The organism is Streptomyces sp. NPDC034099 (assembly GCF_055575415.1).
Genome location: NZ_JBVISR010000004.1, coordinates 123,406 through 139,075, shown reverse-complemented (window position 1 = coordinate 139,075; position 15,670 = coordinate 123,406). Strand labels below are relative to the sequence as shown.

General features: G+C 71.4%; 14 protein-coding genes and 1 pseudogene. 13 read left to right on the top strand and 2 right to left on the bottom strand.

Features of this window, described 5'->3' with window-relative positions; all coding sequences use genetic code 11:
• The first annotated feature begins 16 nt into the window (after positions 1-16).
• Positions 17-1,306: a helix-turn-helix domain-containing protein gene (locus ACZ56V_RS12960; protein ID WP_468941837.1), complete on the top strand. Its 1,290-nt coding sequence runs from the start codon at positions 17-19 to the stop codon at positions 1,304-1,306.
• Here ACZ56V_RS12960 and ACZ56V_RS12955 read toward each other — a convergent pair.
• The gene (locus ACZ56V_RS12955) at positions 1,303-2,796 is read right to left on the bottom strand and encodes a recombinase family protein (protein WP_468941835.1); all 1,494 of its coding nucleotides are present in this window, start codon (positions 2,794-2,796) and stop codon (positions 1,303-1,305) included. The two genes, ACZ56V_RS12960 and ACZ56V_RS12955, sit on opposite strands and share 4 nt — an antisense overlap.
• Before the next feature lie 42 nt (positions 2,797-2,838).
• On the opposite strand from ACZ56V_RS12955, the pseudogene ACZ56V_RS12950 reads away from it, so the two are divergent.
• The 6 genes and pseudogenes from ACZ56V_RS12950 to ACZ56V_RS12925 form a co-directional block, all read left to right on the top strand.
• A pseudogene (locus ACZ56V_RS12950) lies at positions 2,839-3,450 on the top strand (ATPase, T2SS/T4P/T4SS family); the annotation flags it as partial.
• A gap of 17 nt (positions 3,451-3,467) precedes the next feature.
• Positions 3,468-4,412: a type II secretion system F family protein gene (locus tag ACZ56V_RS12945; protein ID WP_468942661.1), complete on the top strand. Its 945-nt coding sequence runs from the start codon at positions 3,468-3,470 to the stop codon at positions 4,410-4,412.
• Positions 4,409-5,206: a type II secretion system F family protein gene (locus tag ACZ56V_RS12940; protein WP_398911717.1), complete on the top strand. Its 798-nt coding sequence runs from the start codon at positions 4,409-4,411 to the stop codon at positions 5,204-5,206. The genes ACZ56V_RS12945 and ACZ56V_RS12940 overlap by 4 nt, the downstream gene beginning before the upstream one ends.
• 101 nt (positions 5,207-5,307) lie before the next feature.
• A complete protein-coding gene (locus ACZ56V_RS12935; RefSeq protein WP_356363242.1) occupies positions 5,308-5,547 on the top strand; it encodes a DUF4244 domain-containing protein in 240 nt (79 codons plus the stop codon).
• Positions 5,534-5,962: a TadE family type IV pilus minor pilin gene (locus ACZ56V_RS12930; protein WP_468941830.1), complete on the top strand. Its 429-nt coding sequence runs from the start codon at positions 5,534-5,536 to the stop codon at positions 5,960-5,962. The genes ACZ56V_RS12935 and ACZ56V_RS12930 overlap by 14 nt, the downstream gene beginning before the upstream one ends.
• A gap of 221 nt (positions 5,963-6,183) precedes the next feature.
• Positions 6,184-6,567 (top strand): Rv3654c family TadE-like protein, encoded by a 384-nt coding sequence (locus ACZ56V_RS12925; protein WP_467379040.1) that lies wholly within the window; start codon positions 6,184-6,186, stop codon positions 6,565-6,567.
• On the opposite strand, the gene ACZ56V_RS12920 is transcribed toward ACZ56V_RS12925, so the two are convergent.
• On the bottom strand, positions 6,530-8,986 hold the full coding sequence (locus ACZ56V_RS12920) for a DEAD/DEAH box helicase (RefSeq protein WP_468941827.1): 2,457 nt from the start codon (positions 8,984-8,986) through the stop codon (positions 6,530-6,532). The two genes, ACZ56V_RS12925 and ACZ56V_RS12920, sit on opposite strands and share 38 nt — an antisense overlap.
• Before the next feature lie 82 nt (positions 8,987-9,068).
• On the opposite strand from ACZ56V_RS12920, the gene bldG reads away from it, so the two are divergent.
• From bldG to ACZ56V_RS12890, 6 genes are all read left to right on the top strand, one after another.
• On the top strand, positions 9,069-9,410 hold the full coding sequence (gene bldG, locus ACZ56V_RS12915) for an anti-sigma factor antagonist BldG (RefSeq protein WP_003975386.1): 342 nt from the start codon (positions 9,069-9,071) through the stop codon (positions 9,408-9,410).
• A 109-nt stretch (positions 9,411-9,519) separates the two neighbouring features.
• On the top strand, positions 9,520-9,951 hold the full coding sequence (locus ACZ56V_RS12910; protein ID WP_467379014.1) for an ATP-binding protein: 432 nt from the start codon (positions 9,520-9,522) through the stop codon (positions 9,949-9,951).
• Between the two features lie 337 nt (positions 9,952-10,288).
• Positions 10,289-12,694 carry a sodium-translocating pyrophosphatase gene (locus tag ACZ56V_RS12905; RefSeq protein WP_468941822.1) on the top strand — a complete coding sequence of 802 codons (2,406 nt, stop codon included), beginning with the start codon at positions 10,289-10,291 and terminating at the stop codon, positions 12,692-12,694.
• A 218-nt stretch (positions 12,695-12,912) separates the two neighbouring features.
• Positions 12,913-13,503, top strand: a complete 591-nt coding sequence (locus ACZ56V_RS12900; RefSeq protein WP_104632076.1) for a nucleoside/nucleotide kinase family protein — start codon at positions 12,913-12,915, stop codon at positions 13,501-13,503.
• 62 nt (positions 13,504-13,565) lie between these two features.
• Positions 13,566-15,083, top strand: coding sequence for a DUF7059 domain-containing protein (locus ACZ56V_RS12895; RefSeq protein ID WP_398911723.1), 1,518 nt, complete (start codon positions 13,566-13,568; stop codon positions 15,081-15,083).
• A gap of 220 nt (positions 15,084-15,303) precedes the next feature.
• The gene (locus ACZ56V_RS12890) at positions 15,304-15,501 is read left to right on the top strand and encodes a hypothetical protein (RefSeq protein ID WP_356363225.1); all 198 of its coding nucleotides are present in this window, start codon (positions 15,304-15,306) and stop codon (positions 15,499-15,501) included.
• Positions 15,502-15,670 lie beyond the last annotated feature (169 nt).

Below are 15,670 nucleotides of genomic sequence, written 5' to 3'. Positions count from 1 at the left end.
GAGAGGATGAGGAGTCATGGATACGGATGCATGGCCGGAAGAGAACTGGGGTGTCCTTGGTGAGCGCATCGCCGAGGCGCGCCGTGCGATGGGGATGGACCAGGCAGAGCTGGCTGAGCGCACGGCAAACTCGCCGAACACGATCAGTAACTACGAGCGCGGACGCGCTACCAAGAGTCGACGGATTCCTGCCGGCCTACTTCGAGTCGCTCGCGTCCTTGGGTGGCCGCCAGACGCTGTGAGGGAAATCCTTGCGGGGGCTGAGCCGGATGTTGTTCTAGGTCAGGACGCTCTTTTTCGTGTGCCGCGAGAGCAGGGTCAAGAGGAAGTGGAGGCAGGGCCCCCCACTCTTGACTTGGCGTCGCCCGGCCTGGATCTGGAGCTCACGGAATCTGGCTGGATGGCGCAAGATTCGTTCGTGAGGCAGATGAAGCGATACCGGAAGTTGCATGATGTGCCACTGGAGGAATTGGCTAATAGGGTCTCTGTGGCAGATGTAGAACTCGATGCCGGGGATCTCGCGAGACTGGAAGATGGCACGCGCCTTCTGCGAATGCGGGAGGCTAAAGCAATTGCGGCCGCTCTGGGAACCACTGTGGGATGGATCCTAGGGTCTGCCTTCGATGACGAAGCGCCCGAGGAGCTATCGAAGCTGCCCACTGCGGAGGAGTTGCAGGCCGAAGCGAAGGCTGTGGAGCGCCGGATCTTTGAGGCGGGGACGCAGACGAACCAGGCCACTCTTGAGCACCTGCAAGCCAGGAGAAGAGCGGAGGACGCCCGACTGGCTGCTGAGACTGCTTTCATGCGGCTTCAGCAAGTCACGAACGTTAAGGCTGAGCTGGAGCGGCAATATCATTACCTCCTCGGCCGCATCGATTCTCTCCGCACGGCGATGGGTGAAGACCCGATTATGCAAACGCAGTATGTGCATGAATCCAACGGTGGTGGTGAGTGGCAGATTTTGACCATCGGAGCACAATTGGCAGATGCGCGGAAGCGGCTCGATATGACGCTTGACGACGTGCATATGTTGACGCGCATTCAACCGGAAGTAATTGATGCCATCGAACGCAACGACTTTGATTCATGGGTCAGTGATCACGAGAATCAGGCCGTTTATGTGCGTGGATATATTCGCGTTCTTGCACGGGCGTATGGGATTGACCCCACGGCTCTAATTGAGCAGTACGCCTTGGAGCTCAACGGCGCGTCCGGTGGCGTTTCGCGTGGCTCGGCGTCCAAGCAAGTGGCTGAGGGTAAACCGCGACGGCGGGTTGTCCGACGCAAGAAGCCCAAGAACGGCTAGGCAGGGCCCCGCCTCCAGCGAAAAGCCACAGCGTCGTAGTCGAAGTACCCGCCGTCCGGCATCCGGCCCGGCCGTGGCGTCTTCAGCGTCACCTCGACTAGGGCCCGCAGCACCGACCGTTGCCGGTCCAGCTCCAGCGCCTTCCACGCCGCCCGCACGTCCGGCGCCCCCACCAAGCCGGCCAGCGGATCTGCGGTCGCCGCGCGCGCCAGCTGCCGCGTCACGCCGTCCAGCTGAGCGCGAGCCGTCTCCATCCCTTCCGTGAACGGCCCCAGCTCGAGCTGGCCCGCACCGAACAGGCCGCCGAGGTCCCGCATCCGCGCGCGGATCTGCTCGCCCTCCGCCTGCAGTGCAGCCACGTTCACGCCCTCTGGAGCGGGCTCCAGCAGCTCGTGAGCGTCCGGCCGGGACAGCCGCTCCACGACCGTGTCCTCCACGTACTGGTCGACGACCTCGGCGCGCCGGCCGCCGCCGTGCCCGGTCTGGCACCGGTATGACGGGAACCGGCGACCGCCGGACTGGGTGACGAACACGTACTGGGTGCAGTCGCCGCGGCCGCACCGGTACAGCAGCGAGCCCAGCCACTTCGGCGTCGCGCCCGGCGTCGTCGTCCGCGCGGGGTCCTTCAGGATAGCCACGACGGCCCTGTACTTCGCCTCGTCGACGATCGGCTCCCACTTCCCCCGGCCGACCTCCTCGCCCCTGTAGACGGCGATTCCGGCGTTCCTCGGGCGTAGCAGCATGTCCCGCATGTCGGTGTGGGAGACAGCGTTCCCTCGCGTGGTCAGGACGCCCTTGTGCGCGCACCACTGAACCAGGGACCGGATCGAGGCGCCGGAGAGGATCTCGTCCGTCCAGAAGCGCAGCGCCTCGGCCTCTTCGGGCACGGCCTTCATCATGTCCAGCGCGGGCACCTCGGTCTCCTCGCCCGTCTTCCGGTCGACCTTGGTGCGCATCTCCCCCGTGGGGAGACCCCATCCGAACGGGCGAATCCCGCCCATCCACTCGCCGGCGAGCGCCTTCTGCTGCCGGGCACGGGAGACGCGTTCCGCCTTGTGCTCCGATTCGTGCCTGGCGACGTTGCCCAGCATCCGGGCCACGAAGCGCCCAGAAGACGTGGCCAGGTCCAGCTCCCCGGCCTGCACGGTGTGCGTGGTCACGCCGCGCTGCTCGCACAGGTTGATGTACCCCTCCAGCTCGAGGGGAGACCGGTGGAGTCGGTCGGTGTGCCAGACGATGACGACGGTGGCCTTGCCGTCGTCGAGGTCGGCGAGCATGCGCTGGTAGCCCTTGCGCTTGGCGCCCTTGCGGTAGGCGGACACGTCGTTGTCGACGTACACCTCGACGACCTCCCAGCCGTTCCGCTCGGCGAGGGCCTCGCAGTCCTCGCGCTGCCGGTCGACGCCGAGGCCGGCGCCGGTGCGGTCCTGGCTGATGCGGACGTAGATGACCGCGCGCGTCCGGGCGTCCCCCGTCTGGGTGCTCTTCATGTCCTGAGTCTGCCTCAGTAGAGGTGTCATTGTCTCAGGTTCGGGAAGACGACGCTGCTCAGCGCTTTGCTCGGGCTCGTCGGACCGGACGAGCGCATCGTGCTGGCCGAGGACTCGGCGGAGCTGCGACCCGACCATCCACACGTCGTCCGTCTGGAGACCAGACCGGCGAACCAGGAGGCCGCGGGTCTGGTCACCTTGGAGGACCTGGTGCGCCAGGCGCTGCGGATGCGACCGGACCGGCTGGTCGTGGGCGAGGTGCGCGGTCCCGAAGTGGTCCATCTGCTCGCCGCGTTGAACACGGGGCACGAAGGCGGGTGCGGGACGGTGCACGCCAATGCGGCCATGGACGTACCGGCCCGCCTCGAGGCGCTCGGCACGGTCGCGGGCCTGGACCGTGCGGCTCTGCACAGTCAGCTCGCGGCGGCCCTCTCGGTGGTCCTCCACCTGGTCCGTGACCGCGCGGGTCGGCGCCGGATCGCCGAGGTGCACGTCCTGGAGCGGGACCCGTCGGGGCTGGTGCGGACCGTGCCCGCGCTGCGATGGGGAGCGGAGGCCTTCGTGGCCGAACGCGGCTGGCAGCGGCTGCGGGAGCTGTTGCGCGGTGCGGAGTTCGAGGAGCGGGCTGTCGGACGGGAGGTGCAGGGGTGCTGAGCGCGACGGGGACGGGCGTGCCGGGGGCGGGCGAGCTGTCGACGGGCGTGGCCCTGGTGTGCCTGGGAGCGGCCGCCTGGCTGGCCGGTGGGTGGCACTCGGGCCTACGGCGGGCTCGGACGGTGCTCGCCGAAGGCCGAACGGGCCGAACGGACGGAACGGGCAGAACGGGCAGGACGAGCGGGACTGACGGGACCGACGGGTCGGGTGGAGCGGGTAGTGCCGGGCCACCCCCGGCGCGCCGGATGACGGACGGGTTGCGGCGGGTCCGTGGCCGGCTGAGGCCCGAGTGGTGGTCACCGGCGGCCGGGCTGGTGCTGGCGCTCCTGGGCCATTCGCTGCTGCCGGTCGTCGCGGGGGCGGCCGGCGTGCCGGTGCTGCGGCGGGCGCGGCTGGCCGGCCGGGAGCGGCGGGCCCGGGAGCGTCGGCAGGACGCGGTGATCGCCCTGTGCGGGTCGCTCGCCGGGGAGGTGCGGGCGGGACGACAACCGGGCGAGGCGCTCCTGTGCGCCGCGCACGACTCCGGCGGGCTGGGTGACGCGCAGGCGGCGGTGCTGGCGGCGGCCCGGTTCGGCGGGGACGTCCCCGGGTCGCTGGCGGCGGCGGCCGGACAGCCCGGCGCCGAAGGGCTGCGCGGACTCGCGGCGTGCTGGCGGGTCGCGGTCGACCAGGGTGCGGGACTCGCGGCCGGTCTCGACCGGCTGGAGGGCGCATTGCGTGCCGAGCGGGACCAGCGCTCCGATCTGCGCGCCCAGTTGGCGGGCGCCCGGGCCACGGCCGTGATGCTCGCCGGCCTGCCGGTCCTCGGGCTCCTGCTCGGCGTGGCCCTTGGGTCCGATCCGCTGCACGTGCTGTTGCACACCGGAGCCGGGCTGGGCTGTCTGCTGGCCGGTGGGGTTCTGGAGAGCCTGGGCGTGTGGTGGGTGGCGCGGATCGTGCGCGGGGCGGAGGCGGCGTCGTGAACGGCGACCTTGTCCACAGGCTGGGGGCAGTGGTGGGGACGGTGCTGGTCGCCGGCTGGCTGACGCGCGGTCTCGTGGCCGCCCGGCGGGAGCGCGGGGTGCGCAAGCGGCTCACCGGCCTGCTGGCACCGGAACCGGCTCGTCCCGCCGCGCGCCGTGCCGAGGTGCTGAGCACCGTTCGCCCATGGCTGCCGTTGGTCGGCACGGTGGGCGCCGGTTGGGCCGTGGTCGGCGGTGCGGTCGGGGTCCTGGTGGGCCTGGTCGGCGCGGCCGCGCTGTGGCGTTGGAGTGCCCGGCGTTCGGCGGCCGGTACGTCGGCGGCGGAGGCCGCTGCCGCGGAGGCCGCCCGCCAACTTCCGTTGGCGGCCGACCTGCTGGCGGCCTGCGTCGCGGCGGGCGCGAGCCCGGCCGCCGCGGCGCGGGCGGTCGGCGACGCCCTGGGCGGACCGGTCGGGGACGCACTGGGACGCGGCGCCGCGGAGGTGCGCCTCGGCGGCGAACCGGACGGCGCCTGGCGCGGGTTGGCCGCCCTCGCGGGGGCCGTCCCCCTGGCGCGGTTGCTGGAGCGGGCCGAGGTGTCCGGCCTGCCCGCGGCGGGTCCGGCCGCCCGGCTCGCCGCCCAGGCCCGTGCCGACTGGGCCCGCACCACGGCGGCCCGGGCCCGTCGGGCGGCCGTCATGGTCACCGTGCCGGTGGGGCTGTGCTTTCTGCCCGCGTTCATCGCGGTGGGCGTGCTGCCGGTGGTCATCGGGCTGGCCGGCGGGGTGCTGGGGCGTGGGGGAGGCGGTGGCTGAGGGATGGGGCCGGGCCGACGGCAGGGCCGGCGAGTGAGTGTCCGGCGCACGAGCGACGGGCGGGCGAGTGAACAACAGGATCAAGCCTTACGGGGGTTGCGATGTATCAGGTGGTACGGGCACGGCTGTGTGCCCTGGTGTGCGGAGTGGGTACGGCGCTGCGGAGGCGGGCCGTGCGGCAGGCCCTTCGGCGGGACGCGGGAATGGTCACTTCCGAGTACGCGATGGGGATCGTCGCCGCGGTGGCCTTCGCCGTCGTCCTCTACAAGGTCGTGACCAGCGGCACGGTCAGCGCGGAGTTGCAGGGCATCGTGAAGGGGGCACTCAATGCGCGGATGTGAGCGGGCGGCGAGGGCGAAGGCACGGGCCCCTGGCAGCGGACAGGACAGCGGCTTCGTGACGGCGGAGGCGGCCGTGGTAGTGCCCGTGCTGGTGGTGTTCGCGATGGCGCTGGTGTGGGGGCTGCTCGTGGTGGCCGCCCAGATCCAGTGCGTGGACGCGGCCCGGACGGGCGCCCGCGCGGCGGCACGACAGGACCCGGACGACGCCGTCGTGGAGGTGGCCCGCGAGGCGGCTCCGCGCGGGGCGCGGGTCACGGTCAGCCGGGAGGCGGGGCTGGTCCGCGTGGTCGTGGTGGCCGACCCACCGGCCCTGCACGGGCTGCCCTTCGAGGTACGGGAAGAGGCCGTGGCCTCGGCGGAGCAGCCGCCGGGGACGGAGCCGGCGGCCGCGGAACCGGTGAGGGCGGAGCCGTGAGGGGCGGAGCCCCGCCCCGGTCGGCAACCGGCCGGGGCAGCACCGGAGCCAGGGTCGGGACCGGGACCGGCCCCGACCCTGCGGGCGACCACAACCAGGCCGACGTCTCCACGCCTGCCTCGATCCTCGTGCCTGCTGCCGCGCCCGCACCCGCCGCCCCGGCACCTGCCTCGGCCCCCGCGGCTCTCCTCCGCAGCGCCTCCGACCGGGGCTCGGCGACCGTGTGGAGCGTTGCCGCCATCGCCGTTCTGTGCGTGGTGTTCGGCGTGGTGCTGGCCCTGGGGCAGGCCGTCGTGGCCCGCCATCGCGCGGCCGGCGGCGCCGATCTGGCGGCCCTCGCGGCGGCGGACCACTGGGCACAGGGCGGCACGACGGCGTGCGAGAGGGCGAGCGGCGTCGCGCGGGCGCAGGGGGTGAGGTTGGTGAGGTGCGTGATCACCGAGCAGGTCTCGGACGTGACGGCGGCCTCGGGCAGGGGCCCGTTCACGGCGGAGGTCCGGGCGAGGGCGGGCCCCGCCCCGCTCACGTCACCCGCACCAGCCCCGCCGCCTCTGCCCTCCGCACCGCCTACTCCGCCTCCGCCGCCCCCCGCAGCAGCACCGTGAGGAGCCGTACGGCCCCCCGTTTGTGCAGCGGATCGTTGCCGTTGCCGCACTTGGGGGACTGGATGCACGACGGACAGCCCGCGTCGCACTCGCAGGAGGCGATGGCCTCCCGGGTGGCCGTGAGCCAGTCGCGGGCGGTGTGGAAGGCGCGCTCGGCGAAGCCCGCGCCTCCGGGGTGGCCGTCGTACACGAAGACCGTCGGCAGCAGGGTGTCCGGGTGCAGGGGGACCGACACGCCGCCGATGTCCCAGCGGTCGCAGGTCGCGAACAGGGGCAGCATGCCGATCGAGGCGTGCTCCGCGGCGTGCAGGGCCCCGCCGAGGATCTCCGGGTTGATCCGGGCCGCGTCCAGTTGGTCCTCGGTGACCGTCCACCACACCGCGCGCGTGCGCAGCGTCCGGGGAGGGAGGTCGAGCTTCGTCTCGCCCAGGACCTCACCGGTGATCAGGCGCCGCCGCAGGAAGGAGACCACTTGGTTGGTGACCTCGACGGAGCCGTAGCAGAGGCGCCCGTCGCCCCAGGGGACCTCGACGTCGGTCTCCAGGACCGAGATCGCCGTCGTGTCGCGGGCCACCGTCGAGTAGGCGGGGGTGGCCTGCTCGACCAGTGCGACGGAGTCCTCCAGGTCGAGGGAGCGGACGAGGTACGTGCGCCCCTGGTGGAGGTGCACGGCGCCCTCGTGGACGGTCGTGTGGGCGGCACCGGCGTCCACGGTGCCCAGCAGCCGTCCCGTGCCCTCCTCGACGACCTGGACCGGGCGTCCGCCCTCGCCGCGGATGTCCGTCAGGTCGGCGGCCCGCTCACGGCGTGTCCAGTGCCAGGCCCGGGTCCGCCGGCGCAGCAGCTTCGCCGCCTCCAGCTGGGGCAGCAGCTCCTCGCAGGCGGGACCGAAGAGCTTCAGGTCCTCCTCGGTCAGGGGCAGTTCCGCCGCCGCCGCGCACAGGTGGGGGGCGAGGACGTACGGGTTGTCGGGGTCCAGGACGGTGGATTCCACCGGTTGGTCGAACAGGGCCTCCGGGTGGTGGACGAGGAAGGTGTCCAGCGGGTCGTCACGGGCGACCAGCACGGCCAGCGCCCCCTGTCCGGCTCGGCCCGCCCGGCCCGCCTGCTGCCACAGCGAGGCCCGCGTGCCCGGGTACCCGGCGATCACCACGGCGTCCAGGCCGGAGATGTCGAGGCCGAGTTCCAGGGCGTTCGTCGCCGCGAGGCCGAGGAGGTCGCCGGAGTGCAGGGCGCGTTCCAGGGCGCGGCGCTCCTCGGGGAGGTAGCCGCCGCGGTACGCCGCCACCCGCCGGACCAGGGAGCGGTCGACCTCGGCCAGACGTTCCTGGGCGATCACGGAGATCAGCTCCGCGCCGCGCCGGGACCGTACGAAGGTGATCGAGCGCATGCCCTGGACGGTGAGGTCGGTGAGCAGGTCGGCGGCCTCCGCGGTGGCCGTACGGCGGACCGGTGCGCCCTTCTCGCCCTCCAGTTCGGTCAGCGGCGGTTCCCAGAGGGCGAACACCAGTTCACCGCGCGGTGACGCGTCGTCGGCGACCTCGATCACCGGGAGCCCGGTGAGCCGGCGGGCCGCCACCGCGGGCTGGGCGGCGGTGGCGGAGGCGAGCAGGAACACGGGCGACGCGCCGTAGCGGGCACACAGTCTTCGCAGTCTGCGCAGCACCTGGGCGACGTGGGAGCCGAAGACGCCGCGGTAGGTGTGGCACTCGTCGATGACGACGTACTTGAGCGCCTTCAGGAACGACGACCAGCGGGAGTGGGAGGGCAGGATGCCGCGGTGCAGCATGTCCGGGTTGGTCAGGACGTACGTTCCGTACTGGCGGATCCACTCGCGTTCCTCGAACGGGGTGTCGCCGTCGTAGACAGCGGCCCGGACGGACGTGCCGAGAGGTTGTGAAAGTTCCTTCACCGACCGGCACTGGTCGGCCGCCAGCGCCTTGGTGGGGGCGAGGTAGAGGGTGGTGGCGCCGCGCCCGTTCGGCGCCTCGGAGCCATCCACCAGGGCCGACAGGACCGGCACCAGATAGGCCAGGGACTTGCCGGACGCGGTGCCCGTGGCGACGACCACCGAGTCGCCGTCGAGGGCGTGCTCGGCCACGCGTGCCTGGTGGGCCCAGGGGTGTTCGATGCCCGCGGCCAGCACCGCGGCCAGCACCTCCGGTCTAATCCGGTCCGGCCAGAGGGCATGACGGCCCGCACGTGGGGGCAAGTGCTCCGTATGAGTGATGCGCGCAGCCCGGCTCGGTCCCGCGGCGAGCCGGTCCAGGAGCATGCCCGGTTCCGGCCGGGAGCCGGGCTCCGCCGGGGATCGATCGGGTCGGTGATTCTTGGCCATCGGCACCGAGTCTGTCACTGGCGTGACGGACAATGGGACCAAGGCGTCGTGCACGCCTGCCGGTAAGTGATTGAATGCCATCGCGGCTGGCGAACCGTCCTGGGGGCTTCAAGCCGAGGTGTCCCGAGGGACGACCGCTCGATAGCAAGGTGCTGGAGGATCCGTGGACCTGTCCCTGTCGACCCGTACCGTCGGCGATCGTACGGTCGTCGAGGTCGGTGGCGAAATTGATGTATACACCGCGCCCAAGCTGCGTGAGCAGCTGGTCGAGCTCGTGAACGACGGGAGTTTCCACCTCGTCGTCGACATGGAGGGCGTGGACTTCCTCGACTCCACAGGGCTCGGCGTGCTGGTGGGTGGACTGAAGCGGGTGCGTGCCCATGAGGGCTCGCTGCGGCTGGTCTGCAACCAGGAGCGCATTCTCAAGATCTTCCGTATCACCGGCCTCACCAAGGTGTTCCCCATTCACACCTCGGTCGAGGAAGCGGTGGCGGCCACCGACTGACGACCGGCCCCGGGTCCTGTGCGGCCCGGGGCAGCAAGAGAACGAGGGGGGTCCGGGCTGTCGGCGGCCCGGACCCCCGAAAGCACGCCCGTAGTTCCGAGGGGGATGCATGGCCACCGTCGAACTCCGCTTCAGCGCGCTGCCCGAGCACGTCCGCACCGCCCGTCTGGTGGCGGCTGCGGTGGCGCGCAGGGCCGGAGTGGACGAGGCCGTCCTCGACGAGGTCAGGCTCGCCGTCGGCGAGGCCTGCACCCGGGCCGTGGGCCTGCATCAGCACGTCGGCATCACGGCGCCGGTCAAGGTGGCGCTGATCGAGGAGGAGAAGCAGTTCTCCATCGAGGTCGGCGACGAGGCGCCGCACGCGGTCCCCGGGATCAAGACCTCGGGGGGCGCCGCCGACGAGCTGGAGGCCGAGGAGGACCAGATGGGCCTCGCGGTCATCAGCGGGCTCGTGGACGACGTGGAGGTCACGGCGGGCGAGGGCGGCGGGCTGATCCGCATGACCTGGCCGACCACGCCGGCGGTGCTGCCGCCGGTCTGATCGCTGCGTCGACCCCCGTATCACCCAAAGGGCCCCACCTGGTGGGGCCCTTTGTCATGTGCGGACATACATTGGGATCGTGCGTGCGCCAAGTGAATTCCTTCACGATCAATCGCACAGAAATTGATCAGCAAACGGGTCACCGATCGGATCAGCGATCGGACCCCCGAGCTGATCACCGAATGGATCACGGCATTAATGCCGGAGGGGCATTACTACTTCCGGGCCCCTTGCGGTTGACAGCTCAATTCCATTTGTCGTGCACTGTTTTGATCAGGTTCCGGTACCTACAATCCCGTCCACATCTTGAGCTCAGCCCAAGCGTCAAGGAGGACGAATGGCGGAGCTTTCCACCCCTCATCAGTTGGGCGATCCCTCCCACCTCGCAGCCGCCGTGCTGACCGACTCGAACCGCGTGCTGGTCGCGGTCATCGCGGTCGTCGCCCTGGCCGCGCTGGTGCTCGCCGGTGTCCTGGTGCGCCAGGTGCTCGCGGCGGGCGAGGGAACCGACAGCATGAAGAAGATCGCAGCGGCCGTACAGGAAGGCGCGAACGCCTACCTGGCCCGGCAGTTGCGCACGCTCGGCGTATTCGCCGTCGTCGTGTTCTTCCTGCTCATGCTGCTGCCCGCGGACGACTGGAATCAACGTGCCGGACGTTCGATCTTCTTCCTGATCGGCGCGGCGTTCTCGGCGGCCACCGGCTATATCGGTATGTGGCTCGCCGTGCGCAGCAATGTGCGCGTCGCCGCGGCGGCGCGGGAAGCGACACCGGCCCCCGGCGAACCGGAAAAGGATCTCACTCTCGTCTCGCACAAAGCGACGAAGATCGCGTTTCGTACGGGCGGCGTCGTCGGCATGTTCACGGTGGGGCTCGGCCTGCTGGGCGCCTGCTGCGTGGTGCTGGTGTACGCGGCCGACGCGCCGAAGGTGCTGGAGGGCTTCGGCCTCGGTGCCGCGCTGATCGCGATGTTCATGCGCGTCGGCGGCGGCATCTTCACCAAGGCCGCCGACGTCGGCGCCGACCTGGTCGGAAAGGTCGAGCAGGGCATTCCGGAGGACGATCCGCGCAATGCCGCGACCATCGCCGACAACGTGGGCGACAACGTCGGCGACTGCGCGGGCATGGCGGCCGACCTCTTCGAGTCCTACGCGGTCACCCTGGTGGCCGCGCTGATCCTCGGCAAGGTGGCCTTCGGCGACGCCGGGCTGGCGTTCCCGCTGCTGGTCCCGGCGATCGGCGTGATCACGGCGATGATCGGCATCTTCGCGGTGGCGCCACGGCGGTCCGACCGCAGCGGCATGAGCGCGATCAACCGGGGCTTCTTCCTCTCCGCGGTGATCTCGCTGGTCCTTGTGGCGGTCGCCGTCTTCGTCTATCTGCCCGGTTCGTACGCCGACCTGGACGGCGTCACCGACGCGGCGATCGCGGGCAGGAGCGGCGACCCGCGGATCCTCGCGCTGGTCGCGGTCGCGATCGGCATCGTGCTCGCCGCCCTGATCCAGCAGCTCACCGGCTACTTCACCGAGACCACCCGGCGCCCCGTCAAGGACATCGGCAAGACCTCGCTCACCGGTCCCGCCACCGTCGTCCTCGCCGGGATCTCGCTCGGCCTCGAATCCGCCGTCTACACGGCCCTGTTGATCGGGCTCGGCGTCTACGGGGCCTTCCTGCTCGGCGGTACGTCGATCATGCTGGCGCTGTTCGCGGTGGCGCTGGCCGGCACCGGCCTGCTCACCACGGTCGGCGTCATCGTCGCCATGGACACCTTCGGGCCGGTCTCCGACAACGCGCAGGGCATCGCGGAGATGTCCGGCGACGTCGAGGGCGCCGGTGCTCAGGTGCTCACCGACCTGGACGCCGTCGGCAACACCACCAAGGCCATCACCAAGGGCATCGCCATCGCCACCGCCGTCCTCGCGGCGGCGGCGCTGTTCGGGTCGTACCGCGACGCCATCACCACCGGCGCGGCGGACGTGGGCGAGAAACTCAGCGGCGAGGGCGCGCCGATGAACCTGATGATGGACATCTCGCAGCCCAACAACCTCGTCGGGCTCATCGCGGGAGCGGCGGTCGTCTTCCTCTTCTCGGGGCTGGCGATCAACGCGGTGTCGCGGTCGGCGGGCGCGGTGGTCTTCGAGGTGCGCCGGCAGTTCCGGGAACGGCCCGGGATCATGGACTACAGCGAGAAACCCGAGTACGGCAAGGTCGTCGACATCTGTACCAGGGACGCCCTGCGGGAACTCGCCACGCCCGGTCTGCTCGCCGTGATGGCACCCATCTTCATCGGGTTCACGCTCGGCGTGGGCGCGCTCGGCGCGTTCCTGGCGGGCGCGATCGGCGCCGGCACGCTGATGGCGGTGTTCCTCGCCAACTCCGGTGGCGCCTGGGACAACGCCAAGAAACTCGTCGAGGACGGTCACCACGGCGGCAAGGGCAGTGAGGCCCACGCCGCCACCGTGATCGGCGACACGGTCGGCGACCCGTTCAAGGACACCGCGGGTCCGGCGATCAACCCGCTGCTCAAGGTCATGAACCTGGTGGCGCTGCTCATCGCCCCCGCGGTCATCAAGTTCTCCTACGGAACCGACAAGAGCACCGGCGTACGGGTGATGATCGCCGTGGTCGCGTTCGTCGTGATCGCGGCGGCGGTCTACGTGTCCAAGCGGCGCGGGATCGCCATGGGTGACGAGGACAACTCCGACCCGGAACCCAAGTCGGCAGATCCGGCGGTGGTTTCGTAGATCCCGCCGCCGGGGCCGCCGTACGGCCTCTGGCGGGGTGCTGCCCAATGGACGGGCGGAGGGCGCGTGTTGACGCGTCGTCCGCCCGTTCCGCGCGTGCGCGCACCCGTCACCGTGAGCCTTCTCTCTCTTGGTGCAAATGGCTTCAATACGGTCTTAACGGATGTTCGTCCGGTCGATGTCCTCCATCCGGCGTGTATGTTCCGGGGCCGAGAGCCATGGAAGGGACCAATCCGGTGAACAAGAAGCTCGCGGCCGCACTGTCCGGCGGTGCGGTACTGGTACTGGCGCTGACGGGATGCAGCAGCAGCGACGACAACGAGAAGCTGGACTCCTGGGCCAAGGACGTCTGCCAGGGCGTGCAGCCGCAGGCCAAGAAGATCGAGGCGGCCAACGCGGCGATCCAGAAGGAGACCTCGGACAACAGCACCCCCGCCGAGGTCCAGAAGACCGACGCGAAGGCGTTCCAGGACATGTCCGACGCCTACAAGGCGATGGGCGCCACCGTGCAGAAGGCCGGTCCCCCGGACGTCGACGACGGCGAGAAGAAGCAGAAGGACGCGGTCACCGAGCTGAACGGCCTCTCCTCGTCCTACGCCTCCCTGCGCAAGCAGGTGGAGGAGCTCGACACCAAGGACCAGGCCAAGTTCGCCGACGGCCTCAAGGACATCGCCACCGAGCTGAACAAGCTCAGCAAGAGCGGCAGCAACGCGCTGAAGACCCTGGAGGAGGGCGACGTCGGCAAGGCGATGGCCAAGCAGGCCAGCTGCAAGTCGGCCTCGGTGACGCCGTCGGCCGCCGAGGGCTGACGGGACGGGCGTCCCCACGCGGACGCGGGGCGGGGCGGTGACCGCCGGGCCACAATGGGGGTGTGAGTAACGCCAGCCTGTCCCCCCTGCCCTCCGCCGACCGCCCCGACGTCACCGCCCGGCTGCGGGACGCCCTGCTCGGGGCGTCCTTCACCGCCGACGGACTGCTGGAGCTGCTCGGCGCCCCCGCGTACGCGGCGCTGTCGCGCAGCGAGACCGTGCCCGCGCTCCGGGCGACCCGCGGCGACACGCCGCTGGAACTGCTCGTCCGGCTGTTCCTGCTCCAGCAACCCGTCCCCCGCGCGCGCGTGGCGGACGTCCTGCCCGTCGACGCCTGCCTGGAGAGCGGATGGCTCGACCGCGCGGGCGACGACGAGGTCGCGGCCACCGTGGACGTACGGCCGTACGGCGGGGCCGACGGCGAGGACTGGTTCATCGTCTCCGACCTCGGCTGCGCGGTCGGCGGCGCCGGTGGCATCGGCCGACACGCCCGGGGCGTCGTCCTCGGCGTCGGCGGCGCCTCGACGACCCTGGCGGGCCTCACCGTGCGTACGCCCGTCTCCGCCGCCCTCGACCTCGGTACCGGCTCCGGCATCCAGGCGCTGCACGCCGCCGCGCACGCCACGCGCGTGACGGCCACCGACGTCAACCCGCGCGCGCTGCACATCGCCGCGCTCACCCTCGCCCTGTCCGGAGCCCCGGCCGCCGACCTGCGCGAAGGCTCCCTGTACGAGCCGGTCGCCGACGACGAGACGTACGACCTCATCGTCTCCAACCCGCCGTTCGTGATCTCGCCCGGTGCCCGGCTCACCTACCGCGACGGCGGGATGAGCGGGGACGATCTGTGCCGCTCGCTCGTTCAGCAGACGGGGGAGCGCCTGAACGAGGGCGGGTTCGCGCACTTCCTCGCCAACTGGCAGCACGTGGAGGGGGAGGACTGGACGGACCGGCTGCGCTCCTGGGTGCCGCGCGGCTGCGACGCCTGGATCGTGCAGCGCGAGGTGCAGGACGTCACCCAGTACGCCGAGCTGTGGCTGCGGGACGCGGGCGACCACCGCGGTGACCCGGCCGACTACCAGGCGCGGTACGACGCGTGGCTGGACGAGTTCGAGGCGCGCAAGGTCAAGGCCGTCGGCTTCGGCTGGATCACGCTGCGCCGGACCGGGGCCGCCGAGCCCTCGGTCGTCGCCGAGGAGTGGCCGCACCCGATCGAGCAGCCGCTCGGCGAGACCGTGCGCGCCCACTTCGACCGCGTCGACTACCTTCGCTCCCACGACGACGCGGCCCTGCTGGAGGCGCACTTCACGCTGGCGGGCGAGGTCGTCCAGGAGCAGGTCGGGCTGCCCGGCGCCGAGGACCCGGAGCACGTCGTCCTGCGCCAGAACCGCGGCATGCGCCGGGCCACCCGGGTCGACACGGTCGGCGCCGGTTTCGCGGGCGTCTGCGACGGCACCATGAGCGCGGGACGCATCCTGGACGCCATCGCCCAGCTGGTGGGCGAGGACCCGGTGGCCCTGCGCGACCGTACGCCCGCGCAGATCCGGCTGCTGGTGGAGCAGGGCTTCCTCGAACCGGCGTAGTCGGCCCGGCCGCCGGGCGTGGGTGCGCTCACCCATTTCTTTTTCCGCGGCCGTTCGCGCCGCCCGCCCCACCCGGCGCACGGGGAACCGGGAGGCCCGACCACACCCGGCGGACCCGTCGGCTCCCCGTTCACCTCGGGTTCGCCTGCCCGCCGCCCGCGCGTGACAGCCTCCCCGGGGCTGGACACGCGCGGGCTGGAGAAAAGGGGCACGGGGGATCATGGAGAGCGGGCCGGCGATCTTCACGGGATTGGTGTTCGCCCTGTTCGGGGCCGGTCTGCTGGTGTGGACCGCGACGCGGGTGCGGCACGGCCGACCCGTCGCGCACGGTGTGAGCCCCGTCGCATCGGTGACCGTCGCGAGCGTCGCCGCCGTGGTCGCGCTGGGCCTCGGGGCCTGGTGCCTGACGCAGGTGTGAACGGCCGGTTCCGGACCCCGGACGGGTCGCCGCCCGGGTAATCGGGGGATCGCACTCCGGATACGTGCGTCGGGGCAGGTGGGCACTCCGGGCGGCAGGAACAGGGTTCGTCGGGTTACCGTTCGAGTGGCCGTTGCGGGCTTTTCCCGTTTGACACGGGGGCGGGAGG

Bases quoted from the DNA above. Each gene is read 5' to 3' on its own strand.
- ACZ56V_RS12930 (WP_468941830.1), top strand. From the start codon at position 5,534: ATGCGCGGATGTGAGCGGGCGGCGAGGGCGAAGGCACGGGCCCCTGGC.
- ACZ56V_RS12900 (WP_104632076.1), top strand. From the start codon at position 12,913: ATGGAAGGGACCAATCCGGTGAACAAGAAGCTCGCGGCCGCACTGTCC.
- ACZ56V_RS12905 (WP_468941822.1), top strand. From the start codon at position 10,289: ATGGCGGAGCTTTCCACCCCTCATCAGTTGGGCGATCCCTCCCACCTC.
- ACZ56V_RS12955 (WP_468941835.1), bottom strand. From the start codon at position 2,796: ATGAAGAGCACCCAGACGGGGGACGCCCGGACGCGCGCGGTCATCTAC.
- ACZ56V_RS12960 (WP_468941837.1), top strand. From the start codon at position 17: ATGGATACGGATGCATGGCCGGAAGAGAACTGGGGTGTCCTTGGTGAG.
- ACZ56V_RS12920 (WP_468941827.1), bottom strand. From the start codon at position 8,986: ATGGCATTCAATCACTTACCGGCAGGCGTGCACGACGCCTTGGTCCCA.
- ACZ56V_RS12890 (WP_356363225.1), top strand. From the start codon at position 15,304: ATGGAGAGCGGGCCGGCGATCTTCACGGGATTGGTGTTCGCCCTGTTC.
- ACZ56V_RS12935 (WP_356363242.1), top strand. From the start codon at position 5,308: ATGTATCAGGTGGTACGGGCACGGCTGTGTGCCCTGGTGTGCGGAGTG.
- ACZ56V_RS12910 (WP_467379014.1), top strand. From the start codon at position 9,520: ATGGCCACCGTCGAACTCCGCTTCAGCGCGCTGCCCGAGCACGTCCGC.